The following is a 23,247-nucleotide window of genomic DNA, read 5'->3' as shown; positions in this document are numbered from 1 at the left end:
GACTACTTCCTTCACGTCCGGTGGCCTGGCTGCGACTTGGGGATCCGCAGGGTGATCAGGGTGCCGGCGCCTTCGGCGGTGTCGATCACCAGACCGTGGGCATCGCCGTAGACCTGGCGCAGCCGCAGGTCCACGTTGCGCAGTCCAACGTGGTCGCCGTCGGCATGCCCGGCCAGCAGCGCCCGCAGTTTCTTCGGGTCCATGCCCACGCCGTTGTCCTCCACCGATATTTCCGCCAGTGCCCCCGCATCCCTGGCCGAAATGGTGATGTGCCCTTCCCCGTCAACCGAGTCAAGCCCATGCCGCACCGAGTTCTCCACCAGGGGCTGCAGGGAGAGGAACGGGATCACCGTACCCAGGACCTCGGGGCTGATCTGCAGGCTGACCTTAAGCCGGTCGCCGAAGCGCGCCCGTTCCAGCAGCAGGTAGCGGTCAATTGACTGCAGCTCTTCGGCCAGCGTGGTGAAGTCCCCGTGCCGGCGAAAGGAGTAGCGGGTGAAATCGGCGAATTCAACCACCAGCTCCCGGGCACGCTGCGGATCCGTGTTGATGTAGGACGCAATCGCGTTCAGCGAGTTGTAGATGAAGTGCGGGCTGATCTGGGCCCTCAGGGCCTTGACCTCCGCTTCCATCAGCAGCGCCCGGGAGGTGTCCAGCTCGGCGAGTTCCACCTGCGCCGCAACCCAGTCCGCCACATCGTTCGTGGCCCGGATCAGCCCCGCGCTGACAGACGGAGCGAAAATCCCCAGGGTGCCCACCGCCTGCGCATTGACGCGCAGCGGGCAGATCAGCAGCTCGCCTCCGTCCTGGAGTCCCAGCGCCCGCAGGGCAGGACCCCGGAACACCTTTGTCCGGCCGCTGTCCAGGACTCCGCGGGCAGCGACGAGGATCCGTTCCCGCCGCGCGGGGCTCTCAGGAAGGGCGCCTTCCCAGGCCAGGACAGCCGCACTGTCCGTCATCAGCAGCGTCTCGCAGCGCAGCAGCCCGCGCAGGTGCCGGCTGGCACGGGAGGCTCCCGCCGGGGTCAGGCCGGCGCGCAGGTGACGGGAGGCGAGCGACGCGGTGTGCAGCGTTGCGTAGGCCGCCCGCTCGGCGTCGGAACCCAAGTCGCGCTGGGACCGGCTCAACCGGTAGCCCAGCGAGGCCACGGCTGCGAGCGTCAGGACGGCGACAGCGCAGACCAGAGCGACTTCGACGGCGGCGGGCATGTGTCCCAGACTACCGACACCAGGGGAGGGCCAGGGCACCAAACCTGCCGTTTAGCGCACGGATTGCTCCGTTCACCGACGCAGCGGCGGGATAAGTGGCACCAGATGCATCCGCATTGGAAAAGTGATCCCCATCACAACCGGCGTGCTGGCGGCCCGGGTTCCCGATGGACCCGCGGTTCGAAGGCCGTACCGCCGCACGTGCCCAACCCAAGGAGGAGAGATGGCTGCACACCAGCCACAATCACACCCCGAAAGCGAGGCGCCGGTCGACTTCCGGGAAGTCCAGCGGTCCCCGCAGTTCCAGGAGCTGCGCAAACGCCAGCGCAGCTTCATTTTCCCCATGGCCGTGGTCTTCCTCGTCTGGTACTTCGCCTACGTGCTGCTCGCTGACTACGCACACGACTTTATGTCCACCCCGGTCATCGGCAACATCAACATCGGTCTGATCCTGGGCCTGCTGCAGTTCGTCAGCACCTTCGGCATCACCATGTGGTACGTCAGCTACGCCAACCGCCGCCTCGATCCGATCGCCTCCGAACTGCGCGGCGAGCTGGAGGCCAAGGGCGTGTCCCTTCCCGAGGAGACCAAATGAACACCCTCTACATCCCCGCCGCCGTCACCGCCGACGCCGTCCGGGAAACCGGCTGGCTGAACATGTTGATCTTCGGCCTGTTCGTGGCCGTGACCCTTGTGGTGGTGCTCCGAGCCAGCCGCAACAACAAGACCGCCGCAGACTACTACGCCGCCGGACGCTCCTTCACCGGACCGCAGAACGGCACCGCCATTGCCGGCGACTATCTCTCCGCGGCCTCCTTCCTCGGCATCGTGGGCGCAATTGCCATCAACGGCTATGACGGCTTCCTGTACTCCATCGGCTTTCTGGTGGCATGGCTGGTCGCACTGCTGCTGGTAGCCGAAATGCTCCGGAACACCGGCAAGTTCACCATGGCCGACGTGCTTTCATTCCGGCTCAAGCAGCGTCCGGTCCGCATCGCCGCGGCCACAACCACGCTCGCTGTCTGCTTCTTCTACCTGCTGGCCCAGATGGCCGGCGCCGGCGGGCTCGTCTCCCTGCTCATGGGGATTGACTCCAAGGTCGGCCAGTCCCTGGTCATCACCATCGTGGGCGCACTCATGATCATTTACGTACTGGTCGGCGGCATGAAGGGCACCACCTGGGTGCAGATCATCAAGGCGTGCCTTCTGATTGCCGGTGCCGGTGTCATGACCATCTGGGTCCTGGCCATCAACGGGTTCAATCTCTCCGAGCTGCTCGGTTCCGCCGTCGAGATGTCCGGCAACGCCGCGATCCTTGATCCGGGACTGCAGTACGGCAAGTCTGAGACTTCCAAGCTGGACTTTGTCTCGCTTGGTCTGGCGCTGGTCCTTGGCACCGCAGCCCTGCCGCACGTGCTGATGCGCTTCTACACGGTTCCCACCGCCAAGGAAGCCCGCCGGTCCGTGGTGTGGGCCATCTGGCTGATCGGCCTGTTCTATCTCTTCACCCTGGTCCTCGGCTACGGCGCTGCGGCCCTGATCGAACGGGACACCATCACCTCGGCTCCCGGCGGCGTCAACTCCGCGGCTCCGCTGCTGGCCTTCGCCCTTGGCGGCCCGGTCCTGCTGGGGCTTATCGCCGCCGTCGCCTTCGCCACCATCCTGGCGGTAGTGGCCGGCCTGACGATCACCGCGGCCGCCTCCTTCGCCCACGACATCTACGCCAACGTAGTCCGCAAGGGCAAGGTGGACGCTGACGGAGAGGTGAAGGTTGCCCGCCGGACCGTGCTCGTGATCGGCGTCGTGTCGATCCTCGGCGGCATCGGTGCCCAGGGCCAGAACGTGGCCTTCCTGGTGGCCCTGGCGTTCGCCGTCGCGGCAAGTGCCAACCTGCCCACCATCATCTACTCGCTCTACTGGCGGCGCTTCAACACCCGCGGCGCCATCTGGAGCATGTACGGCGGACTGGGCTCGGCGATCCTGCTCATCATCTTCTCGCCGGTTGTCTCCGGTGCGGAGACCTCGATGATCGCCGGAGCCGACTTCGCGATCTTCCCGCTGAACAACCCGGGCCTCGTGTCCATCCCGCTGGCGTTCTTCCTTGGCTTCCTGGGTACGGTCACCAGCAAGGATGACGAGTCACCTCAGAAGCAGGCGGAAATGGAAGTCCGTTCGCTCACCGGCGTCGGAGCAGAGAAGGCCGTGGACCACTAGGTTCCGTTCATCTCCAGCTGTGCCGAAGGGCGCCTCCCCGGACGGGGAGGCGCCCTTTCTCCTGTCTGATGCCGCCGCGGCGGAGGGGTGGCGGGAATCCTGTGGGGAGATGATGCTCTTTAGGAGGGGCGGCCTAAATCCTGTGGGGAGATAAGGCTGTTATCGCTGCCGGATAGGGACGTTATCTCCCCACAGGATGCGTGGAATGGGCGCTAAGGGACGTTATCTCGCCGCAGGATTCACGGGACTGGATGCCGGCGCTGCAAGGGGGAAGGCCCCGACGCCGCGCAACGGCCGGGCGCCCAACTGCCCCGACGCCGCGCAACGGCCGGGCGCCCAACTGCCCCGACGCCGCGCAACGGCCGGGGACGCCGCGCAACGGCCGGGCACGCCCGAGCTGGCGCGGGCTGCTAGCTGTACTGAGACACCACGTTAGTTACACGTGAATAGGGTGAAGACCTCTTAGGTTTGGTGGTTACCACACACAGCCGAACCCAAGAGGTCTTCATGTCCCACGGTAATGCCCGTCTGGCTCCGGCCGGAAGAATGATCCTGGTCCAGCGCGTCGCTTCCGGGCGGCCGGTAGCCCATGTCGCGAAGGAAATGGGTATCTCCCGGCCCACCGCTTACCGGTGGGTCAACCGGTACCGGGAAGAAGGCCCGCCCGGTTTGGAAGACCGTTCTTCGAAGCCCAAAACGTGCCCGCACGCGACCAGCCCGGAGAAAACCGCCGAGGTCCTAACAACCCGTACCGAGCACCGCACCGGGCCGGCCGATATCGCATCCCGCACCGGGGTAGGCGTCCGCACGGTGTCCCGGATCCTTCTTCGTTCCGGTGTCCCCAAGCTCTGGGAGCTGGATCCGCTGACCGGTATCCGCATCCGTGCCGCCCGGGCAACGGAGCGCCGGTATGAACGCGACGCTCCCGGGGACATGGTCCATATCGATGTGAAGAAACTCGGCCGGATCCCGGACGGGGGCGGCTGGCGGGCAGACCCGAATCAGTCCGCTCGCAACCACAGCACCGGCCACACGAGAGTCGGTTTCGACTACGTCCACGTCGCCGTGGACGATCACTCAAGGCTCGCGTTCGTGGAAGTCCACCCCGATGAGAAGGGTCCGACCTGCGCCGGGTTCCTGCAGCGGGCTGCCGCGTTCATGGCCGCGCACGGAGCGCCGGTGAAACGAGTCATGACGGATAACGCGTTCGCTTACCGGCTCTCCAATGACTTCCAGGCGGTGCTGTCCACGTTGGGTGCCAAGCACATCCTGATCAAGCCCCGCCATCCTTGGCAGAACGGCAAAGCCGAACGCTTCAACCGGACCCTGCAGGAAGGCTGGGCCTACCGGCAGGTCTTCGACTCCAACCAAGCCCGCACCGATGCCCTGCAACCGTGGCTAGACTTCTACAACCACCAACGCCCACACGGCAGCCTCGGAGGCAAAGCACCCATCACCAGGTGTAACTAACGTGCTGTCTCAGTACAGCTAGCTGCCCGCGGGACCGCGCTCCAGCAGCGGCGCGACCCGATAGGGGATGAGCTCACCCATGGCCAGGGTCGTGTCCGAACGTTCAACACCGGGGACGGCGAGGATGGCCTTGTTGACGCGGAAGAGATCCTCGGCGTCGAGTGCCACGATCCGCAGCAGCAGGTCCGCCGCCCCGGTCAGGCCGTGCGCCTCGACGACCTCCGGAATGTCTGAGAGCTCGCCCGTGATTTCCGCCAGGCGCTGCTGCTGTACATGGACGTGCACGAATGCCATGAGCGGGTAGCCCAGCGCCACGGGACTGATCCGGCGTTCAAAGGACAGGAAGGCACCCTTCTTTTCCATTCCGGAAAGCCTCGCCTGGACAGTGTTCCGGGAGATGCCCAGACGTGCGGCAAGGGCCACCACGGTCCGGCGGGGATCAGTGGCCATTGCCCGCAGAACGCGAAAGTCGGTGCTGTCCAGAATCTGCATAGTGCGCAACGCTAGCACGGCCCAGGAAGCGGAAGCAGGGCAGTATGCCCAATCGGACGGCATGTGGTTGTGCCGCCTGCTTGGTGTGAGTAGGGTCACACCTAACTGGGCAAAGGCGCCCGGCATCAGGTTCGGACCCCACCACCCCCGGGGCCCCAACACGGAAGGATGCGCATCAAAGTGTCCCTGCATACCCCGGTAGGACATCCCGAAAACACCGGGATGGAACCCAATGACCCCTATGTCCAGCTCGTCCGCCCCAGCGGTGCGCGGGTCCAGGACGCGTTCTACGGCCGCTGGGTCCAGGACGTCGACGCCGAGGCCCTCCGCGGCCTCTACCGGGACATGGTCCTGGTCCGGCGCATCGACACCGAGGCCACCTCCCTGCAGCGCCAGGGCGAGCTGGGCCTCTGGCCTCCGCTCCTGGGCCAGGAGGCAGCACAGATTGGTTCGGCCCGGGCCCTGCGCCCCTCCGACTTCGTCTTCAGCAGCTACCGCGAGAACGCCGTGGCATGGTGCCGCGGCGTCGGGTTCGCTGACCTCATGCGGGTCTGGCGCGGAAACGCGGCAGGGGGCTGGGATCCCTATGCGGTCAACATGGCGCCCACCCAGGTGATCATCGGAGCTCAGGCGCTGCACGCGGCAGGCTACGCCATGGGCATTGCCCAGGACGGCGCGGACGACGCCGCCATCAGCTACTTCGGTGACGGCGCCACCAGCCAGGGGGACGTCAACGAGGCAATGGTCTTCGCCGCAAGCTTCCAGGCACCGGTGATTTTCTTCTGCCAGAACAACCAGTGGGCCATCTCCGAGCCGGTGGGGCTGCAGGCCCAGGTGCCGATCGCCAACCGGGCCCCGGGATTCGGCATCCCGTCCATCCGCGTGGACGGCAATGACGTCCTTGCCGTCCTGGCAGCCACCCGGGAAGCACTGGACCGTGCACGCAGCGGCGGCGGACCAACCTTCATCGAAGCAGTGACCTACCGGATGGGACCGCACACCACCGCCGATGATCCCACCCGATACCGTGATGCCGCGGAACTGGAGGAGTGGCGGCTCAGGGATCCGGTCACCCGGCTGGGTGCCCTGCTGCAGAACGAGGGGCACGCGGACGAGGCGTTCCTCGCTTCCGTGGAGGCCGAGGCCGATGCGCTCGCCGCCGCACTGCGCGAAGCCTGCCTGACCCTTCCGGACCCCGGCGCCAGCGACGTGTTTGCCCACGTCTACGCCGAGCCGAACAGCTGGCTGGACCGCCAGCAGGAGCACTACACGGCCTACCTGGCCATGATGGACGGCACCGCGGAAGGACAGAGCCGATGAGCAGCATGACCTTTGGCCGCGCGATCACCGCCGGACTGGACGATGCGCTTGCCGCGGACCCCAGGGTGGTGCTGATGGGAGAGGACATTGGCAAGCTGGGCGGAGTCTTCCGGATTACCGACGGGCTGCAGGAAAAGTACGGGCCCAAGCGCGTGATGGACACCCCGCTGGCCGAATCCGGAATCATGGGCACCGCCGTCGGGCTGGCCTTCCGCGGTTACCGGCCCGTGGTGGAAATTCAGTTCGACGGGTTCATCTACCCGGCGTTTGACCAGATTGTCTCCCAGGTTGCCAAGATGCATTACCGCACCCGCGGTGCGGTGAAACTGCCCCTGACCATCCGTGTGCCGTTCGGCGGCGGCATCGGTTCGCCGGAGCACCACTCCGAGTCCCCGGAGGCCTACTTCACTCACACATCCGGACTGCGGGTGGTCAGCGTGTCCAACCCCCAGGACGCCTACACCATGATCCGGCAGGCCGTCGCCTGCGATGATCCGGTGCTCTACTTCGAACCCAAGCGCAGGTACCACACCAAGGGGGAGGTTGCGCAGACACTGGAAGGTGCGCTGCCCATGGGGGCCGCCCGGGTGGCGGCCGCGGGAACTGACGTCACGCTGGTGACCTACGGACCGCTGGTCATGACGGCACTGGATGCCGCCACCGCTGCCGAAGATGAGGGCATCTCCATGGAAGTGATAGACCTGCGCTCGCTGTCCCCGGTGGACTACCCGGCAGTGGAGGCCTCCGTCCGCAAGACCGGCCGCCTCGTGGTCACGCATGAAGCCGCGCAGTCCGGCGGTCTCGGTGCCGAGCTCGCCGCCAGCATCACGGAGCGCTGTTTCGACTTCCTGGAGCACGCGCCGGTGCGGGTGACGGGCTTCGACATCCCCTACCCGCCGGCCCGACTTGAAAAACACCATCTCCCGGACCTGGACCGGATCCTGGACGGTGTGGACCGCGTGATGCGCCGGCCCAACTCCCTGGCGCCGTCTGCCGTCCTCGAAGGAGCCGGCCGATGATCCGCGAATTCCGGCTCCCGGACCTCGGTGAAGGCCTCACAGAATCAGAAATCCTGTCCTGGCGGGTTACTGAAGGCCAGAGCGTGACCCTGAACCAGGTCATAGCGGACGTGGAGACGGCGAAGGCCGTAGTCGAACTCCCGTCCCCGTTCGAGGGCGTGGTGGCCAGGCTGCATGAGGCCGAGGGCACGGTGGTGGAAGTGGGAAAGGCAATCATTAGCTTCGACGTGCCGGATGCCGGCGGTGCACCCGCTCCGGCAGCCCCCTCGGAAGCGGCGCAGCGACGCCAGCCGACCCTGGTGGGATACGGAGCCGAACCCGAGAAAGCTGGGCGTCCTGCCCGCCGGACGCGACGCGGCTTCACCGGCCCCGCGCCGACAGCTCAGCCGGTACCGACAGCCCAGCCGGTACCGGCAGCCCAGCCGGTGGATAGTCCGCCGCGCGCAGCCGGTGCGGAACGTGTGGCCGGCGCCGGTGAACCCGGGCTTAGGCCACGCTCCACTCCGCCGGTCCGCAAGCTCGCCCGGGATCTAGGCGTCGACCTGTCCGCCGTGGACGGTACCGGTCCGCAGGGCCGGATCCTGCGCGGCGACGTGGAAGCCGCGCATCTGCGCAGATCCGCCGAACCGTCCCCAGTTCCGGACCGGCAACAGCCGGTCGTCGCCGGTGCTCCGCACCTGGGCCAGGGCCGGGAGGAACGGATTCCCATTGCGGGCATCCGGAAGCACACCGCAGCAGCCATGGTCTCCAGCGCCTTCACGGCACCGCACGCCACCGTTTTCCTCACGGTGGACGTCACGGCCTCGATGAAGCTCCTGGACAAGCTGCGCGGCCGCCGGGAATACGACGGCGTGCGGCTGACCCCGCTGGTGCTGGCGGCCAAGGCCGTCTGCCTGGCGCTGCGGCGCCATCCCGAACTGAACGCGCGCTGGGACGATGCCGCGCGGGAGATCGTCCGGTACCGCTACGTCAATCTAGGCATCGCGGCAGCCACGCCGAGGGGGCTGCTGGTCCCCAACATCAAGGACGCGCAGGACCTGGGGCTGCGGGAACTCGCCCTGGCAATCTCGGACCTGGCCGGAACCGCCCGGGACGGGCGCACCCCGCCGGCAGCACTGACCGGCGGCACCGTGTCAATCTCCAACGTGGGAGTCTTCGGCGTTGATGCCGGAACGCCCATCCTGAACCCGGGAGAGGCCGCGATCCTGGCACTGGGTGCCGTCCGCAGGCAGCCCTGGGAACACGAGGGCGGCATCGCCCTGCGGCAGGTCACCACGCTCAGCCTTTCCTTCGACCACCGCCTGGTGGACGGGGCGGAAGGGGCAGCTTTCCTGCGGGACATTGGTGACGTTCTGGCGGAACCCGCCATGGTCCTGGCGCTGGACTGAGGATCCGCCCCCAAGCGGCAGCAGGGCCCCTTTCCACCGTCCGCGGATAAGGGGCCCTGCTGCAGTAAGGCTGAGTGGAGCTAGGCGAGCTCCAGCTCCAGTTCGCGGACTACCGCTCCGCGGGCATTGGCGAAGGACTGGGCCTCGCCGATGACCTTGAAGCCGTAGCGCTCTAGGATGCGAATGGAGCTCACGTTGTCTGCGACTGCCCTGGCGCGGACGGGCCGCTCGGGGAACTCTTCGAGGAAGAGGCCCACCGCCGCCGTCGTAATTCCCTGTCCCCAGCGCTCGCGGTCTATCCAGTAGCTGATCTCCGGGATGCTGCCGTCCCGGTAGGCAAGAATGGAGCCCACCACGTCTCCGTCGGCCACGATGGTGCGCACGGTGATGCCGGAGTCACTGAGGATCTGCTGCCAGTGGAGGTCGAACACACCCCTGTCCGCGGGATTCTTGGCGGCAAAGGCAGCCATATGGTTGGCGCCCGGGTCCAGCTGATGGGTGAAGAACTCATCAACATCGCCCGGTTCTACGGCACGAAGCTCAATCACGGCAGGTCTTTCTGCTCGGGGGTTTTTCCTAGCCTACTAGGCATTCAGCGCGGCCCATGCCATGCGTTCAAGCAGGGCGCGCAGTTTGACGGTCTCGCGGGCGGTGGTCTTGCTGGTCAGTGTGTGGGACGTGGAGTTGATCAGCCCGAACACCGCCTGCGCCCGGTGGCGCAGCAGTGCCAGTTCAGCCTTGGGATGCAGGGCCGAGATGGCGTCCACCCAAACCTCCACGTACTGGCGCTGCAGCTGGCGAACGGTGCGCTCATCCTCTTCGGGCAGGCTGGCCAGGTCCCGGTCCTGGACCCGGATGACGTTCGACTGGCGCAGTGCGAAGTCCACCTGGAACTCAATCAGTCCGCTCAGGGCAACTTCGGCAGTGTCAGACTCGGCAACGACGGCGATTCCGCCTTCCAGCAAGTCCTTGCTGACGCCGATCAGCAGGGCGGAGAGCAGAGCCGGCTTGCCGCTGAAATGACGGTAGACGGCCGGCCCGCTGACACCCGCAGCGGCGCCGAGTTCCTCGATGGAAACGCCGTTGTAGCCCTTCTCGGCGAAAAGCGCGGCCGCGGCATCCAGCATCGCCGCACGCCGGGAAGCCTTCGCGGCGCTTCGGCCCGTAGCGGTGCGGGGGGTGCTCTTAGTTGAATCCATGCCTGCCTTTCCGCGGTTGTCTGGTGGCAACCCCTCCATTGTGGTGGACACGTCAGTTAATAGCCACTAACCTAATCTGAGTTAGCGGGCATTAACCAACGCCGGTCATCCGGCAGGCAGTGCCGGACACGCTCAACCTAAGGAAGTCGATGGAGACTCTTGCCACCGCGCTGGACCCGGCATCTGAGCAGTACGCCGCCAATGACGCGGCCCAGCGGATGCTGGCCGGAGAGCTGCACAAACGCCTCGCCGAAACCGCGCAGGGCGGGTCCGTCCGTTCCCGGGAGCGGCACACCTCCCGCGGTAAGCTCCTTCCGCGGGAAAGGATCGAGGCGCTGCTCGACGACGGCAGCCCGTTCCTTGAAATCGCGCCCCTTGCAGCGAACGGCATGTACCAGGACGAGTGCCCGGCGGCTGGACTAATTGCCGGAATCGGGCTGGTCCATGGGCGGCACGTCATGGTGCTTTCGAATGACGCGACGGTCAAGGGCGGAACCTACTACCCAATGACGGTCAAGAAGCACCTTCGGGCGCAGGAGATCGCCCTTGAAAACAGGCTTCCCTGCATCTACCTGGTTGATTCCGGCGGTGCCTTCCTGCCGCTGCAGGACGAGGTCTTCCCGGACCGGGACCACTTCGGCCGCATTTTCTACAACCAGGCACGGATGTCCGCTGCGAAGATCCCGCAGATCGCCGCCGTCCTGGGGTCCTGCACCGCCGGCGGCGCCTACGTGCCTGCCATGAGCGATGAAACCGTCATCGTGCGCAACCAGGGCACCATCTTCCTTGGCGGCCCTCCGCTGGTGAAGGCAGCCATCGGCGAGGTAGTGACGGCGGAGGAGCTGGGCGGCGGGGAGCTGCATTCGCGCACCTCCGGAGTGACCGACCACCTGGCCGAAAATGACGCCCACGCACTTGAAATCGTCCGGGACATCGCTGAGACGTTCCCCGAACCGCTGCGCGCCTGGGAACCCGTGCCGGCCGTGGAGCCCGAAGCGGATCCCGGGGAACTCTACGCTGCCGTCCCGGCAGACCTGCAGAGTCCCTACGACGTGCGGGAAGTCATTGCCCGCATCACCGACGGCAGCGAATTCCACGAATTCAAAAAGGAATACGGCACCACCCTGGTCACCGGCTTCGCCCGGCTGCACGGCCACCGCGTGGGAATCGTGGCCAACAACGGTGTGCTGTTCAGCGAATCCGCGCAGAAGGGGGCCCACTTCATTGAACTGTGCGACCAGCGCGGCATTCCGCTGGTCTTCCTGCAGAACATTTCCGGCTTCATGGTCGGGCGAGATTATGAAGCCGGGGGAATCGCCCGGCACGGCGCCAAGATGGTCACCGCCGTGGCCACCTGCCGGGTACCCAAACTGACCGTGGTCATCGGCGGTTCCTTCGGCGCAGGCAACTACTCCATGTGCGGCCGGGCGTACTCGCCGCGCTTCCTGTGGATGTGGCCTGCCGCGAGGATCTCCGTAATGGGCGGAAACCAGGCCGCGGCCGTCCTGGCGACGGTCCGCCGGGACGGACTCGAAGCCCGCGGTGAAGAATGGAGCGCCGAGGAGGAGGAATCCTTCCGCGAACCCATCCGCCAGGACTATGAGGCACAGGGCAGCCCCTATTACTCAACGGCGCGTCTCTGGGACGACGGGATTATCGATCCGCAGGACACCCGCACCGTGCTGGGGCTGGCGCTGGATGTCTGCGCCAACGCGCCGCTTCCCAAAACTTCCTTCGGCCTCTTCCGGATGTGAACACATGACTTTTACAACTGTTTTGGTGGCCAACCGTGGAGAGATCGCCTGCCGGGTGATCCGCACCCTCAAAAAGCTGGGGCTGCGCAGCGTTGCCGTGTACAGCGACGCCGACGCCGGTGCCCGCCACGTGCGGGAGGCCGACACCGCCGTGCGCCTCGGCCCGGCGGACCCGCGCAGCAGCTACCTCAATGCCGGGGCGGTGCTGGCCGCCTGCCGCTCCTCCGGTGCCCAGGCCGTGCACCCCGGTTACGGGTTCCTCAGCGAAAACGCCTCCTTTGCCCGGCTGCTCGCTGAGAACGGCATCGCCTTCATTGGCCCCGGCATCAAGGCGCTGGAGCTGATGGGGGACAAGATCCAGTCCAAGAACCACGTGGCCGGTTATGGCGTGCCAGTCATCCCCGGGATCGCCGAGCCCGGGCTGGGGGACGGGGAGCTGACCGCGGCTGCGGCCGGAGTGGGCTATCCGCTGCTGATCAAACCGTCCGCCGGCGGAGGCGGCAAGGGCATGCATGCGGTCACCGCTCCCGCGGACCTGCCCGCCGCCCTCGCCTCGGCCCGGCGCGTGGCCGCAGCGGCATTCGGGGATGACACCCTGTTCCTGGAACGGCTGGTCCCCTTCCCCCGGCACATTGAGGTGCAGGTCCTGGCCGACACCCACGGGAACGTAATCCACCTGGGTGAGCGTGAATGCTCCCTGCAGCGCCGGCACCAGAAGGTGATCGAGGAAGCTCCCTCAGTGCTGCTGGACGACGCCGCCCGTGCACGCATGGGCGCGGCGGCCTGCGAGGCGGCACGGTCCGTCGACTACACAGGCGCGGGAACCGTTGAGTTCCTGGTTTCCGGAGAGGCTCCGGACGAGTTCTTCTTCATGGAGATGAACACCCGGCTGCAGGTAGAGCACCCGGTCACCGAGATGGTCACCGGAATAGACCTGGTGGAATGGCAGGTTCGCATCGCCGCCGGGGAGCCGCTGGAGCTGACCCAGGACCAGGTCCGCCTGGAAGGGCACGCCATCGAGGCGCGGGTTTATGCCGAGGACCCCGCGGCAGGGTTCCTTCCCACCGCCGGGCGGGTCGAGACGCTCCGCGAAGCCGGAGGCGAGGGAATCCGCACCGATTCGGGTCTGCTGGCCGGACAGGAGGTCTCTTCCAGCTATGACCCGATGCTCGCGAAGGTCATTGCCTGGGGTGCAGACCGGAAGCAGGCGCTCCAGCGGCTGGACACCGCCCTGGCCCGGACCGTGATCCTGGGACTAGGAACCAACACTGAATACCTCCGCCTGCTGCTCGCAGACCAGGCTGTGCAGGCCGGGGACCTGGACACCACGCTGGTCGAGCGGCGCCTTCCCGGACTGGCCTTCCAGGAACCCGGAATCCCCGAACTTGCCGCTGCCGCGCTGCTCCGGCTCGCGGTACTGCAGGGCAGGATCCCCGGGCCCGGCGGCAGCGGGGAGCGGAACCCGCCGTCTGCCTGGAGCCGGGCAGACGGATGGCGGATCGGCGGAAGGCACCCGCTGGCAGTGACCGTTCAAGCCGCCGGCAAGACCCGCAGCGTCGAGGTGCTTGGCGGCCTGGAGAACGCGGAGGTCCGCATCGACGGACAGCCGGCGTTCCGGGCCGGGATGGACCTGGACGGGACCGGCCTCCGGCTGGTGCTGGACGGCGTCGTACATCCGATGCTGTTCGCCTTCTCCCGCGGACCCGGCGGCACGCCGGTGCTCTGGACCAGCCGGGACGGCTACACCGCGGCGCTGGAACTGCCGGGCCGCCGCGAGACCCTGCGGGCCGCGTTGGCAGCTGCCGGACGGACCGAAGGCGCCGCTGACCCGGTCCTGCGCTCGCCGATGCCCGGCACCGTCGTCACGGTGGCGGCTGCGAACGGGGACACCGTCGAAGCCGGCCAGGTGCTGCTCGCGGTCGAAGCCATGAAGATGGAGCACCAGCTCACCGCCCCGGTGGCCGGACGCGTTTCGATCACCCTCCGGGCAGGAGACCTGGTCAAGGCCGGCCAGGTGCTCGCCACAGTCGTTCCCGCAGAAGGTCCCGGAACCCCAACCCAAGGAGCAGGCAATGCCGAGCTTTGAACTCAGTGAAGAACACCGGGTCCTCTCGGACACCGTCCGGGAATTCGCCGAGGAAGTCGTTGCTCCGGTAGCTGCCCAGCACGACGCCGAACACTCCTTCCCCTACAAGGTGGTGGAGCAGATGGCGGAGATGGGCCTGTTCGGACTGCCCTTCCCGGAAGAATACGGCGGCATGGGCGGAGACTATTTTGCCCTGTCCCTGGCCCTGGAGCAGCTGGCCCGGATTGACCAGTCCGTGGCCATCACGCTGGAAGCCGGTGTCTCCCTGGGCGCCATGCCGATCTACCGGTTCGGTACAGAGGAGCAAAAGCAGCGGTGGCTGCCGGCCCTGGCCGAGGGAAGTGCTCTCGCCGGGTTCGGCCTGACCGAGAGCGAAGCCGGTTCGGACGCGGGCGGCACCAAGACCACGGCCCGGCTCGAGGACGGCCAGTGGGTGATCAACGGCAGCAAGGAATTCATCACCAATTCCGGCACGGACATCACCTCCCTGGTGACGGTGACGGCCGTTACCGGAACTACGGAGAACCCGGACGGTTCGGTGCGAAAGCACATCTCCACCATCATCGTTCCCTCGGGAACTCCTGGCTTTACCGTGGAAAAGGCCTACAACAAGGTTGGCTGGAACGCCTCGGACACCCATCCGCTGTCCCTCGCCGACGTCCGGGTGCCGCAGGAGAACCTGCTGGGTGCAGAGGGCCGCGGCTTCGCGAATTTCCTGCAGATCCTGGACGAGGGCCGCATCGCGATCGCCGCCCTGGCCACGGGCGCCGCGCAGGGCTGCGTGGACGAGGCACTGCGCTACGCCAACGAGCGCACCGCGTTCGGCACCACGATCGGCAGCAACCAGTCCATCGCCTTCAAGATTGCCCGCATGCAGACCCGCGCCCACAACGCCCGGCTGGCCTACTACGACGCCGCTGCCCGGATGCTGGCCGGCAAACCGTTCAAGACCCAGGCGGCCATGGCCAAACTCGTGGCGGGAGAAGCGGCAATGGACAACGCCAGGGATGCAACCCAGGTCTTTGGCGGCTACGGTTTCATCAATGAATTCCCGGTGGCGCGGCAGTACCGGGACTCAAAGATCCTCGAAATCGGGGAAGGCACCACCGAAGTCCAGCTCATGCTCATTGCCCGGGAACTGGGACTGTAGGGCCGGAACGGGTTAGTCAACGGTGATTAACGAACGGACACCACCATGATCGACAAGACAGTGGCCACGGCGGAAGAAGCCGTGGCGGACATCCCCAGCGGTGCATCGCTGGCCGTAGGCGGGTTTGGACTCTGCGGAATACCCCAGGTTCTGATCTCCGCGCTGCATGCCCAGGGCGCCGATGACCTGGAAACGGTTTCCAACAACTGCGGCGTGGATGACTGGGGGCTGGGCCTGCTGCTGGCCGACCACCGGATCCGCCGGACCGTCAGCTCCTACGTGGGGGAGAACAAAGAGTTTGCCCGGCAGTTCCTGGCCGGGGAACTCGAGGTGGTCCTCACCCCGCAGGGAACGCTGGCGGAGAAACTGCGTGCCGGCGGCGCGGGCATTCCGGCCTTCTACACGGCAGCAGGCGTCGGAACGCAGGTGAGCGAAGGCGGCCTGCCGGAGAAGTACGACGCCGAGGGCGGCGTGGCACAGGCATCCCGGGCCAAGGAGGTGCGGAGCTTCGGCGGCCGGGAATACGTGCTGGAAGAATCGCTCGCGCCCGACTTCGCCCTGGTCCACGCCTGGAAGGGCGACCGGCACGGAAACCTGGTGTTCCATGCCTCGGCGATGAATTTCAATCCGCTCTGCGCCATGGCCGGCGGAATCACCATTGCCGAGGTGGAGGAGCTGGTGGACCCGGGCGAACTTGAACCCGGCGAAGTCCATGTGCCGGGCATCTTCGTCCAGCGGGTGGTGCTGACCGGGCCGGGAGAGAAGCGCATCGAGAAACGGACCGTCGCGCAGCCCTCGTCCGAACCCGTCGGCGACGGCACCGCAGCCAAGGAGGCAATGTAATGGCGCTGACCCGCAATGAGCTGGCCGCCCGCGTGGCGCAGGAGCTGGAAAACGGCCAGTACGTAAACCTCGGCATCGGCATGCCCACCCTGATCCCGAACTTCATCCCCGACGGGGTGGAAGTGGTGCTGCACTCGGAGAACGGGATCCTCGGCGTCGGGCCCTACCCGCAGGAAGCAACACTGGACCCGGACCTGATCAACGCCGGCAAGGAAACCGTCACGGTGAACAGGGGAGCGGCGTTTTTCGATTCAGCGCTGTCTTTCGGCATGATCCGCGGCGGCCACGTGGACGTGGCGGTCCTCGGTGCCATGGAAGTCGCGGCGAACGGGGACCTGGCCAACTGGATGATCCCCGGCAAGATGGTCAAGGGCATGGGCGGAGCCATGGACCTGGTGTTCGGGGCAAAGCGCGTGATCGTGATGATGGAGCATGTTGACCGCGCAGGCAGGCCCAAGATTGTCCACGAGTGTTCCCTGCCGCTGACCGGGCGCGGCTGCGTGGACCTGATCGTCACGGACCTCGCGGTCATCGAGGTAGGCCCGGAAGGGCTGGTCCTGCGCGAAACCGCCCCCGGCGTTTCCATCGAGGACGTGGTTGCCGCCACCGGGGCGCCGCTGGAGGTGGCTCTTGGTGTCTGAGGCAGCGGGCAGCGCTCCGGGGGAAACAGCGCCGGGGAAGCTGGTTGTGCAGCGCGGACTGTTCTTCGACGAACTTGAGCCAGGCACGGTGTACGCGCACCGGCCGGGACGCACCCTGACCGAGGCGGACAACGTCCTCTTCAGCACCCTGACCATGAACACCCAGCCCCTGCACCTGGACGCCGCCTACAGTGCCGGGCAGCCCTATGGGCAGCGGGTGGTCAACTCGATGCTCACCCTGGCGGTGATGGTGGGACAGTCGGTCAGCCAGCTCACGCAGGGAACGCTGGTGGCGCAGCTGGGCCTGACGGACATTGCCTTTCCGCATCCGCTCTTCCACGGAGACACCCTTTATTCGCAGACCCGGGTAGCGGCGAAGCGGCTCTCCGGGTCCCGCCCGGGACAGGGCATCGTGACCCTGGAACACACCGGCCACAACCAGGATGGAACGGTGGCGGCGACATTCACCCGCACGGCGCTGATGTGGACCTCGGAGGGGTTGCCGCAGGCCGGAGGGGAAGCGCGGCAGTGATGATCGCCGGTACGTTGGTAGCAACGTGAAACGCGAGGCAAGGAGCACAACCGGATGACTACTTTTCCCATGGGACCTGCGCTGCTGTTCTGCCCGGCGGACCGGCCGGAGCGCTTTGAAAAGGCTGCCCAGCGGGCGGACGCCGTCATCCTTGACCTCGAAGACGCCGTTGCCTTCGAAGACAAGGAACAGGCACGGGAGAACCTGGCGGCATCCGCACTGGACCCGGACAGGACAATCGTGCGGGTGAACCCGGTGCACAGCACGTCCTTCCGTGCCGACCTGGAGGCGCTCGCCGCCACCAGGTACCGGTACGTCATGGCGGCGAAGGCCGAGGACCCGGGAGAAATTGGACACGCCCTGCGGCACGTAAGCGTGATTGCCCTCATCGAAACCGCACTCGGTGTGCTGCGTGCCCCGGATATTGCCCGGGAGAAGAACGTTGCCGCGTTGATGTGGGGAGCCGAGGACCTGCTGGCATCCCTCGGAGGTGAATCAAGCCGCCGGTCCGACGGCACATACCGTCCGGTGGCGGTCCAGGCCCGGTCTACGGTTCTCCTGGCAGCCGGCGCCTACGGCAAGGGCGCCATCGACGCCATCTACGGGAACATCGAGGACACCGCCGGTCTCGAGGAAGAAGCCCGCGATGGCGCGGCGTCGGGCTTCGCGGCCAAGGCCTGCATCCATCCGGGGCAGGTGGCCGCAGTGCGGGCCGCCTATGCGCCCTCCGAAGAGGACAAGAACTATGCCCGTGAACTGCTCGCAGCGGCCAGGGGCCAGGGCGGAGTGTTCAGCTTCCGCGGCGAGATGATCGACGGTCCGCTGCTCCGCCAGGCCGAGCAGACCCTCCGCCGGGCCGGGATTTCGGGCTGACGCGACGGTAATTGCCCTTCCGGCGGCCAAGAGTTTGTGCAGGAAGGGGACGGGGCGGGCCGCTGCCGCCGATACTGGGGTATGCGCATTGTCATAGCGGGAGCCCACGGGCAAATTGCACGCGAAACCGGCAGGCTGCTGGTGGCCGCGGACCACGACGTCGCCGGATTGATCCGCAACCCGGACCACTCCGCTGACCTCGAAGCGGACCTGGTGGCGCCGGTGATCCTGGACCTTGAAAACAGCACGCTTGAAGACCTCGTCCAGGTGCTCACCGGCGCGGACCTCGCCGTCTTCGCGGCCGGAGCAGGACCGGGCAGCAGCGTTGAGCGGAAGGACAGCGTGGACAGGGCCGGAGCAATGCTGCTCGCTGAAGCCGCGGAGCAGGCCGGAGTCAGCCGCCTGATCCAGGTGTCTTCCGCGGGTACCGAAGGCGTCATTGGCGGAGCCCGGCCCGAAGGCCTTGAGGACGCCATGTACGCCTACCTGGTGGCCAAGCGCGCCGCGGAGGAAGACCTGATGGCGCGGTCAGAGCTGGACTGGACCATCATCCGGCCGGGAACGCTGACCAATGGCGATCCCGTTGGCCTGGTGGAGCTGGCGCCGGTAGTCGCATCCAGCACCATCCCGCGCCAGGATGTTGCAGCAGTACTCGCAGAGCTGGCGAAGACCGGCCGCGGCGCCGGACAGGTCCTGGGGCTCGTCACCGGAACGGATCCGATCCCGGACGCCGTCGCCGCCCTGCCTGCCGGGCTGTGAACGCCGTGCCCGGCCCGGTGGACCTGCTGCTTCAGCTGACGCCGTGAACGGGCCTGGTGCGGGATACTGGTAGGCATGCAGCTACCTGAGCCCACCGAACCCGAAACATCGGCAGCAGCCGGCCGGCCGGGACCGTCCGGCAGCGAACGGATTCCCCGCCGAGTGGTCCTGCTGGGATCCACCGGGTCGATTGGTACCCAGGCCATCGACGTGGCCGACGCCGCTCCGGACCGTTTCCGCATCGTGGCCCTGGCCGCAGGGGGCAACAACCTGGACCTGCTGGCACGGCAGGCCGTCCACACCCGCGCCGCAGCCGTAGGCTGTGCGGCGGTGGACCTGGCAACGCTGGAGGATGCCCTGCGCCGGGCCTGCGAGGAGGCATCCGTGACCGGGTATGACCCTGAGCTGTTCGTCGGCGCGGGAGCGGCCACCGCCGTCGCAGCCTGGCCCGAGGCCGAAGTCGTCCTTAACGGCATGACCGGCTCGATTGGACTTGAACCGACCCTGGCAGCCTTGGCAGCCGGTTCCATGCTGGCCCTGGCCAACAAGGAATCGCTGATCGTCGGCGGCGCCCTGGTCAAGCAGGCCGCTCGTCCGGGCCAGCTGGTTCCCGTGGATTCAGAGCACTCTGCCCTGGCCCAGGCGCTGCGCTCCGGCACCTTCGAGGAAGTGGACCGGCTGGTGGTCACCGCCTCCGGCGGGCCCTTCCGCGGCCGCCGCCGGGAGGAACTCGCAGGCGTCACCCCCGAACAGGCGCTGGCACATCCCACCTGGAAGATGGGCCGGATGGTCACCACCAACTCCGCCACCATGGTCAACAAGGCGCTGGAAGTCATTGAGGCCCACCTGCTCTTCGATGTCCCGCTGGAGAAAATCGACGTCGTGGTCCATCCGCAGTCGGTTGTGCACTCTATGGTGCAGTTCACTGACGGTTCAACCATTGCCCAGGCCTCTCCTCCGGACATGAGGCTGCCCATCGCCCTTGGCATGGGCTGGCCGGAGCGCGTGCCCGGCGCCGCTGCGCCCTGCGACTGGACCACAGCCACCGAATGGACCTTCGAGCCGCTGGACGAAGACGCGTTCCCGGCGGTCCGCCTGGCCAAGGAAGCAGCTGCCTCCGGGGGAACCGGCATGGCGGTCTACAACGCGGCCAACGAGGAAGCCGTGGAGGCCTTCCACGACGGTCTCATCGGATTCACAGACATAGTTGATACGATCGCCGCCGTGCTGGCAGAGCACACTGAGTCCGGCGAACTGACGCTTGACTCGGTGCTGGCGGCTGAGAAGTGGGCCCGGGCCGCAGCCCGGGCGCGAATCGGCGGAGGCCGGAAGAACTAAGGAAGTTCCGTTGAGCGTTCTACTTTTTGTCCTTGGCGTGCTGTTCGTGGCCGCCGGCATCGCGGCGTCGATCGCGCTGCATGAGGTTGGTCACCTGCTGCCGGCCAAGGCGTTCAAGGTCCGGGTCACGCAGTACATGATCGGTTTCGGCCCCACCGTTTTCTCCCGGCGCCGCGGTGAAACTGAGTACGGCGTCAAGGCGCTGCCCCTGGGCGGTTATGTGTCCATGATCGGCATGTTCCCGCCCAACAAGGAAAGGCACGACGGCGATGTGCGCCGTTCCAGCACCGGCATGTTCCAGCAGCTGGCGGTGGATGCCCGGCAGGCCGAGACCGACCGGCTTGAACCCGGGGACGAGAACCGGGTGTTCTACAAACTGCCCGTGTGGAAGCGGATCATCATCATGCTCGGCGGGCCGTTCATGAACCTGCTGATCGGCGTCGTGCTCTTCGCCGTACTGCTGATGGGCTTTGGCAGCGCCCAGGCCACCACCACGCTCGCGTCAGTAAACGAATGCGTAATCAGCGGCAGCCAGGCAGCGGCGGGCCAGACCGAATGCGCCGACACGGACCCCGCGGCGCCCGCACACGAGGCGGGGCTGCTGCCCGGTGACACGATCACCCGGTTCGACGGCCAGCCGGTCCAGGAATGGACGGAGCTCTCCGAGCTGATCCGCGAAGCTGCCGGGCGCTCCGTCACCGTGACCTACGAGCGCGACGGCGTCGAGGCCGAAACCAGCATCACTCCGCTGCTTACCGAACGTCCCGTGGCGGCGGAGGACGGCACGCCGGTCCTAGACGAGGCGGGCAATCAGGTGACGGAGGACGTCGGCTTCATCGGCGTCGGCTCGCAAACCGCACTGGTGCGCCAGCCCGCCACCGAGGTGCTGCCCATGGTGGGGGAGAACCTGCAGGGAATCGCCGGCGTCGTTATCAACCTGCCGCAGCGCATCGCCGATGTGGCGCAGGCGGCCTTCTCCTCCGAGGAGCGTGATCCCAACGGGCCCATGTCGGTAGTGGGCGTAGGCCGGATCGCCGGGGAAATCTCCTCTATGGAGGAGTCCCCGGTGCAGAACCGGGTGGCTGTCCTGATCGGACTGGTGGGGAGCGTGAACCTGGCGCTGTTCGTCTTCAACCTGATTCCGCTGCTGCCGCTGGACGGCGGACACGTGGCCGGAGCCCTGTGGGAGTCGCTGCGCCGCGGTGTCGCGAAGCTGTTCCGCCGCCCGGATCCGGGACCGTTCGACATGGCGAAGCTGCTGCCGGTGACCTACGCCGTCGCCGTGCTGCTCATGGGTATGGGTGCCCTGCTGATCTACGCGGACATCGTGAAGCCGGTCAGCCTCTTCTAGTTTCAAATAGATCTGAAACTCATTTTGCTTGTAAATACTTTTGCAATCGAATACGCTTTCATTCATGTTCGTACTGACGATCGACCAGAAGGACAGCCGCAACAACGCCGACCGGGTGCCCGAGCTGCTTGAACTGCTGCGCCCAGAAGAGCTTGAACTTCCGTTCGAGCGGACCGTCGGCGATGAGGTCCAGGCTCTGGCCTCCTCCGCGGACGCCGCAGTCAACGCGGCCCTGGCCGCGCTGCGCCAGGGCGGCTGGTCCGTAGGGATCGGCGTGGGAACCGTCGGGCTGCCCCTGCCTGCGTCCTCCCGGGAAGCTGGGGGAGAGGCCTTCATCGCCGCACGCGCCGCCGTCGACCGCGCCAAGAAAACCGGAGACCGGCCACCCCTCGCCGTCGCGGCTGCCCCGGAAGCGGGTGAAGAGGCTGCGGAAGCGGCCGCGCACGCCGAGGCTGTGCTGGTCCTGATCGCCGGTCTGGTCTGCGGCCGCAGCGAAGCGGAGTGGCGGATCCTGGAACACGTCGACCCGCACAAATGGGGAGCCCAAAGCGCCGCAGCACGTATGCTCGGGGTCAGTTCCCAGGCAGTCAGCAACGCCGTCCAGCGGGCCAGGTGGCAGGAAGAATGGGCCGCACGTCCCGCAGCAGCGGTGCTCCTTGACCGGGCGGACCGGGCAGCCGGCTCTCCGCCGAGATAGCAGAAACTGCCCGTTACAGCGCCGAGACGTGCAGTTTCTGCCATCTCGAAGAAGACAAGGAGTTCCATGGACCTGCTCTGGATCGTGCTGGGGCTGGCGGCAGCCGCGGTCGGAGGCTGGCCGGTCACCAGCGGTGTGCTGAAACTGGCGCGTGCGGTGGAAGCCTCCCGCCCCGGTCCGGACCCCGCCCGCGACCCGGCCGCGGACCAGATCCACGACGTAGCCGCGGTGGCGGCACTTCCGCCGCTGCCGCGCCGCCCGCCGCAGCCGTCCGGCCCCGTGATCCTGCGCGGCGGACTGGTGATCGGTTTCCTGGAGCGTCTTGCCGTGGCGGCCGCCGTGCTGGCTGATGAACCAGTCGCCATTGCGTACGTCGTCGCCATCAAGGGACTCGGCCGCTACGCCGAGCTGAAGGAGACGCCGGCCGCTGCCGAACGCTTCATCATCGGCACCCTCGCTTCCATGCTCTGGGCGGTGGGCATTGCCGTGGCCGTGCGGGTGGCGCTGCTGCACGGCTGACATCCCGTAGGGTGGGAATCATGAGTATTTTCGCAGTTGAGTACGTGTACGACGCCGAATCGGCAGCAGTGCGGGACGAACACCGTCCTGCGCACCGCGAATGGCTTGCCGCCATGGTCGAAGAGGGAAAGGTCCTGGCCAGCGGCCCGTTCACTGACGGCGCCGGCGCACTGCTGATCTTCACTGCCGCGGACGAGGACGAGCTGAACAACCTGCTCCGGCAGGACCCGCTTGCCGTTGGCGGCGGGATCTCCGGCCTGAAAACCACCGAGTGGAAGCCGGTTACGGGCGCCTTCGCGCACCTGGCCGGCTAAGCCCTGAGTGATATTCCACCTTCCTGCGGCACACCGTGCGGCGGGCGGGTGGATAATGGGACAGGCGCGCTTATCCCCGC

At 66.9% G+C, this 23,247-nt stretch carries 23 protein-coding genes; 19 read left to right on the top strand and 4 right to left on the bottom strand.

Going from position 1 to position 23,247, the window contains the following annotated elements; all coding sequences use genetic code 11:
• Positions 1-11: 11 nt before the first annotated feature.
• Entirely contained in the window at positions 12-1,208 is a 1,197-nt protein-coding gene (locus ITX31_RS01950) for a sensor histidine kinase (RefSeq protein WP_194781815.1), read from the bottom strand.
• A 223-nt stretch (positions 1,209-1,431) separates the two neighbouring features.
• Between ITX31_RS01950 and ITX31_RS01945 the strand changes: the two genes are divergently transcribed.
• The 3 genes from ITX31_RS01945 (at position 1,432) to ITX31_RS01935 (ending at position 4,892) form a co-directional block, all read left to right on the top strand.
• Entirely contained in the window at positions 1,432-1,803 is a 372-nt protein-coding gene (locus tag ITX31_RS01945; protein ID WP_152228535.1) for a DUF485 domain-containing protein, read from the top strand.
• Complete coding sequence (locus ITX31_RS01940) at positions 1,800-3,422, top strand: cation acetate symporter (RefSeq protein ID WP_194781814.1); 1,623 nt, start codon at positions 1,800-1,802, stop codon at positions 3,420-3,422. Before ITX31_RS01945 ends, ITX31_RS01940 begins: the two co-directional genes overlap by 4 nt.
• A gap of 507 nt (positions 3,423-3,929) precedes the next feature.
• Complete coding sequence (locus ITX31_RS01935; protein ID WP_194781813.1) at positions 3,930-4,892, top strand: IS481 family transposase; 963 nt, start codon at positions 3,930-3,932, stop codon at positions 4,890-4,892.
• Between the two features lie 18 nt (positions 4,893-4,910).
• On the opposite strand, the gene ITX31_RS01930 is transcribed toward ITX31_RS01935, so the two are convergent.
• Positions 4,911-5,384: an Lrp/AsnC family transcriptional regulator gene (locus ITX31_RS01930; RefSeq protein ID WP_194781812.1), complete on the bottom strand. Its 474-nt coding sequence runs from the start codon at positions 5,382-5,384 to the stop codon at positions 4,911-4,913.
• A 168-nt stretch (positions 5,385-5,552) separates the two neighbouring features.
• Here ITX31_RS01930 and pdhA point away from each other — a divergent pair, with 168 nt between their 5' ends.
• From pdhA to ITX31_RS01915, 3 genes are read left to right on the top strand one after another with little or no spacing between them, the layout of a single operon-like run.
• Positions 5,553-6,704: a pyruvate dehydrogenase (acetyl-transferring) E1 component subunit alpha gene (gene pdhA, locus ITX31_RS01925; RefSeq protein ID WP_194781811.1), complete on the top strand. Its 1,152-nt coding sequence runs from the start codon at positions 5,553-5,555 to the stop codon at positions 6,702-6,704.
• Positions 6,701-7,723, top strand: a complete 1,023-nt coding sequence (locus ITX31_RS01920; protein ID WP_194781810.1) for an alpha-ketoacid dehydrogenase subunit beta — start codon at positions 6,701-6,703, stop codon at positions 7,721-7,723. Before pdhA ends, ITX31_RS01920 begins: the two co-directional genes overlap by 4 nt.
• On the top strand, positions 7,720-9,111 hold the full coding sequence (locus tag ITX31_RS01915) for a dihydrolipoamide acetyltransferase family protein (protein ID WP_194781809.1): 1,392 nt from the start codon (positions 7,720-7,722) through the stop codon (positions 9,109-9,111). Before ITX31_RS01920 ends, ITX31_RS01915 begins: the two co-directional genes overlap by 4 nt.
• An 80-nt stretch (positions 9,112-9,191) precedes the next feature.
• On the opposite strand, the gene ITX31_RS01910 is transcribed toward ITX31_RS01915, so the two are convergent.
• Both ITX31_RS01910 and ITX31_RS01905 read right to left on the bottom strand, forming a co-directional pair.
• Positions 9,192-9,659, bottom strand: a complete 468-nt coding sequence (locus tag ITX31_RS01910) for a GNAT family N-acetyltransferase (protein ID WP_194781808.1) — start codon at positions 9,657-9,659, stop codon at positions 9,192-9,194.
• A 36-nt stretch (positions 9,660-9,695) separates the two neighbouring features.
• Positions 9,696-10,310 (bottom strand): TetR/AcrR family transcriptional regulator, encoded by a 615-nt coding sequence (locus tag ITX31_RS01905; RefSeq protein ID WP_152228529.1) that lies wholly within the window; start codon positions 10,308-10,310, stop codon positions 9,696-9,698.
• Positions 10,311-10,459: 149 nt separating this feature from the next.
• Between ITX31_RS01905 and ITX31_RS01900 the strand changes: the two genes are divergently transcribed.
• From ITX31_RS01900 to ITX31_RS01840, 13 genes are all read left to right on the top strand, one after another.
• A complete protein-coding gene (locus tag ITX31_RS01900; RefSeq protein ID WP_194781807.1) occupies positions 10,460-12,064 on the top strand; it encodes a carboxyl transferase domain-containing protein in 1,605 nt (534 codons plus the stop codon).
• Positions 12,065-12,068: 4 nt separating this feature from the next.
• The gene (locus ITX31_RS01895; protein ID WP_194781806.1) at positions 12,069-14,150 is read left to right on the top strand and encodes an acetyl/propionyl/methylcrotonyl-CoA carboxylase subunit alpha; all 2,082 of its coding nucleotides are present in this window, start codon (positions 12,069-12,071) and stop codon (positions 14,148-14,150) included.
• Complete coding sequence (locus tag ITX31_RS01890) at positions 14,137-15,300, top strand: acyl-CoA dehydrogenase family protein (protein ID WP_194781805.1); 1,164 nt, start codon at positions 14,137-14,139, stop codon at positions 15,298-15,300. Before ITX31_RS01895 ends, ITX31_RS01890 begins: the two co-directional genes overlap by 14 nt.
• A 45-nt stretch (positions 15,301-15,345) precedes the next feature.
• The gene (locus ITX31_RS01885; RefSeq protein ID WP_194781804.1) at positions 15,346-16,143 is read left to right on the top strand and encodes a CoA transferase subunit A; all 798 of its coding nucleotides are present in this window, start codon (positions 15,346-15,348) and stop codon (positions 16,141-16,143) included.
• Positions 16,143-16,784 carry a CoA transferase subunit B gene (locus ITX31_RS01880; protein ID WP_194781803.1) on the top strand — a complete coding sequence of 214 codons (642 nt, stop codon included), beginning with the start codon at positions 16,143-16,145 and terminating at the stop codon, positions 16,782-16,784. Before ITX31_RS01885 ends, ITX31_RS01880 begins: the two co-directional genes overlap by 1 nt.
• Positions 16,777-17,316 carry a MaoC family dehydratase gene (locus tag ITX31_RS01875; protein WP_194781802.1) on the top strand — a complete coding sequence of 180 codons (540 nt, stop codon included), beginning with the start codon at positions 16,777-16,779 and terminating at the stop codon, positions 17,314-17,316. Before ITX31_RS01880 ends, ITX31_RS01875 begins: the two co-directional genes overlap by 8 nt.
• Before the next feature lie 54 nt (positions 17,317-17,370).
• Positions 17,371-18,189 carry an HpcH/HpaI aldolase/citrate lyase family protein gene (locus tag ITX31_RS01870; RefSeq protein WP_194781801.1) on the top strand — a complete coding sequence of 273 codons (819 nt, stop codon included), beginning with the start codon at positions 17,371-17,373 and terminating at the stop codon, positions 18,187-18,189.
• An 81-nt stretch (positions 18,190-18,270) separates the two neighbouring features.
• Complete coding sequence (locus tag ITX31_RS01865; RefSeq protein ID WP_194781800.1) at positions 18,271-18,948, top strand: NAD(P)-binding oxidoreductase; 678 nt, start codon at positions 18,271-18,273, stop codon at positions 18,946-18,948.
• 75 nt (positions 18,949-19,023) lie between these two features.
• The gene (gene dxr, locus ITX31_RS01860; RefSeq protein ID WP_194781799.1) at positions 19,024-20,286 is read left to right on the top strand and encodes a 1-deoxy-D-xylulose-5-phosphate reductoisomerase; all 1,263 of its coding nucleotides are present in this window, start codon (positions 19,024-19,026) and stop codon (positions 20,284-20,286) included.
• Between the two features lie 10 nt (positions 20,287-20,296).
• On the top strand, positions 20,297-21,637 hold the full coding sequence (locus ITX31_RS01855; RefSeq protein WP_194781798.1) for a M50 family metallopeptidase: 1,341 nt from the start codon (positions 20,297-20,299) through the stop codon (positions 21,635-21,637).
• A gap of 64 nt (positions 21,638-21,701) precedes the next feature.
• The gene (locus ITX31_RS01850) at positions 21,702-22,334 is read left to right on the top strand and encodes a MarR family transcriptional regulator (RefSeq protein ID WP_194781797.1); all 633 of its coding nucleotides are present in this window, start codon (positions 21,702-21,704) and stop codon (positions 22,332-22,334) included.
• 66 nt (positions 22,335-22,400) lie between these two features.
• Positions 22,401-22,853, top strand: coding sequence for a hypothetical protein (locus ITX31_RS01845; protein ID WP_194781796.1), 453 nt, complete (start codon positions 22,401-22,403; stop codon positions 22,851-22,853).
• Positions 22,854-22,873: 20 nt separating this feature from the next.
• Positions 22,874-23,167, top strand: a complete 294-nt coding sequence (locus tag ITX31_RS01840) for a YciI family protein (protein WP_194781795.1) — start codon at positions 22,874-22,876, stop codon at positions 23,165-23,167.
• Positions 23,168-23,247 lie beyond the last annotated feature (80 nt).

This window comes from Arthrobacter gandavensis, assembly GCF_015355785.1.
Taxonomy (GTDB): domain Bacteria; phylum Actinomycetota; class Actinomycetes; order Actinomycetales; family Micrococcaceae; genus Arthrobacter_B; species Arthrobacter_B gandavensis_A.
This window is presented reverse-complemented; position numbering and strand designations above follow the sequence as displayed.

Bases quoted from the DNA above. Each gene is read 5' to 3' on its own strand.
- ITX31_RS01940 (WP_194781814.1), top strand. From the start codon at position 1,800: ATGAACACCCTCTACATCCCCGCCGCCGTCACCGCCGACGCCGTCCGG.
- ITX31_RS01920 (WP_194781810.1), top strand. From the start codon at position 6,701: ATGAGCAGCATGACCTTTGGCCGCGCGATCACCGCCGGACTGGACGAT.
- ITX31_RS01915 (WP_194781809.1), top strand. From the start codon at position 7,720: ATGATCCGCGAATTCCGGCTCCCGGACCTCGGTGAAGGCCTCACAGAA.
- ITX31_RS01880 (WP_194781803.1), top strand. From the start codon at position 16,143: ATGGCGCTGACCCGCAATGAGCTGGCCGCCCGCGTGGCGCAGGAGCTG.
- ITX31_RS01900 (WP_194781807.1), top strand. From the start codon at position 10,460: ATGGAGACTCTTGCCACCGCGCTGGACCCGGCATCTGAGCAGTACGCC.
- ITX31_RS01870 (WP_194781801.1), top strand. From the start codon at position 17,371: ATGACTACTTTTCCCATGGGACCTGCGCTGCTGTTCTGCCCGGCGGAC.
- ITX31_RS01930 (WP_194781812.1), bottom strand. From the start codon at position 5,384: ATGCAGATTCTGGACAGCACCGACTTTCGCGTTCTGCGGGCAATGGCC.
- dxr (WP_194781799.1), top strand. From the start codon at position 19,024: ATGCAGCTACCTGAGCCCACCGAACCCGAAACATCGGCAGCAGCCGGC.
- ITX31_RS01935 (WP_194781813.1), top strand. From the start codon at position 3,930: ATGTCCCACGGTAATGCCCGTCTGGCTCCGGCCGGAAGAATGATCCTG.
- ITX31_RS01945 (WP_152228535.1), top strand. From the start codon at position 1,432: ATGGCTGCACACCAGCCACAATCACACCCCGAAAGCGAGGCGCCGGTC.
- ITX31_RS01895 (WP_194781806.1), top strand. From the start codon at position 12,069: ATGACTTTTACAACTGTTTTGGTGGCCAACCGTGGAGAGATCGCCTGC.
- ITX31_RS01845 (WP_194781796.1), top strand. From the start codon at position 22,401: ATGGACCTGCTCTGGATCGTGCTGGGGCTGGCGGCAGCCGCGGTCGGA.
- ITX31_RS01905 (WP_152228529.1), bottom strand. From the start codon at position 10,310: ATGGATTCAACTAAGAGCACCCCCCGCACCGCTACGGGCCGAAGCGCC.
- ITX31_RS01950 (WP_194781815.1), bottom strand. From the start codon at position 1,208: ATGCCCGCCGCCGTCGAAGTCGCTCTGGTCTGCGCTGTCGCCGTCCTG.
- ITX31_RS01840 (WP_194781795.1), top strand. From the start codon at position 22,874: ATGAGTATTTTCGCAGTTGAGTACGTGTACGACGCCGAATCGGCAGCA.
- ITX31_RS01890 (WP_194781805.1), top strand. From the start codon at position 14,137: ATGCCGAGCTTTGAACTCAGTGAAGAACACCGGGTCCTCTCGGACACC.
- pdhA (WP_194781811.1), top strand. From the start codon at position 5,553: ATGCGCATCAAAGTGTCCCTGCATACCCCGGTAGGACATCCCGAAAAC.
- ITX31_RS01865 (WP_194781800.1), top strand. From the start codon at position 18,271: ATGCGCATTGTCATAGCGGGAGCCCACGGGCAAATTGCACGCGAAACC.
- ITX31_RS01885 (WP_194781804.1), top strand. From the start codon at position 15,346: ATGATCGACAAGACAGTGGCCACGGCGGAAGAAGCCGTGGCGGACATC.
- ITX31_RS01850 (WP_194781797.1), top strand. From the start codon at position 21,702: ATGTTCGTACTGACGATCGACCAGAAGGACAGCCGCAACAACGCCGAC.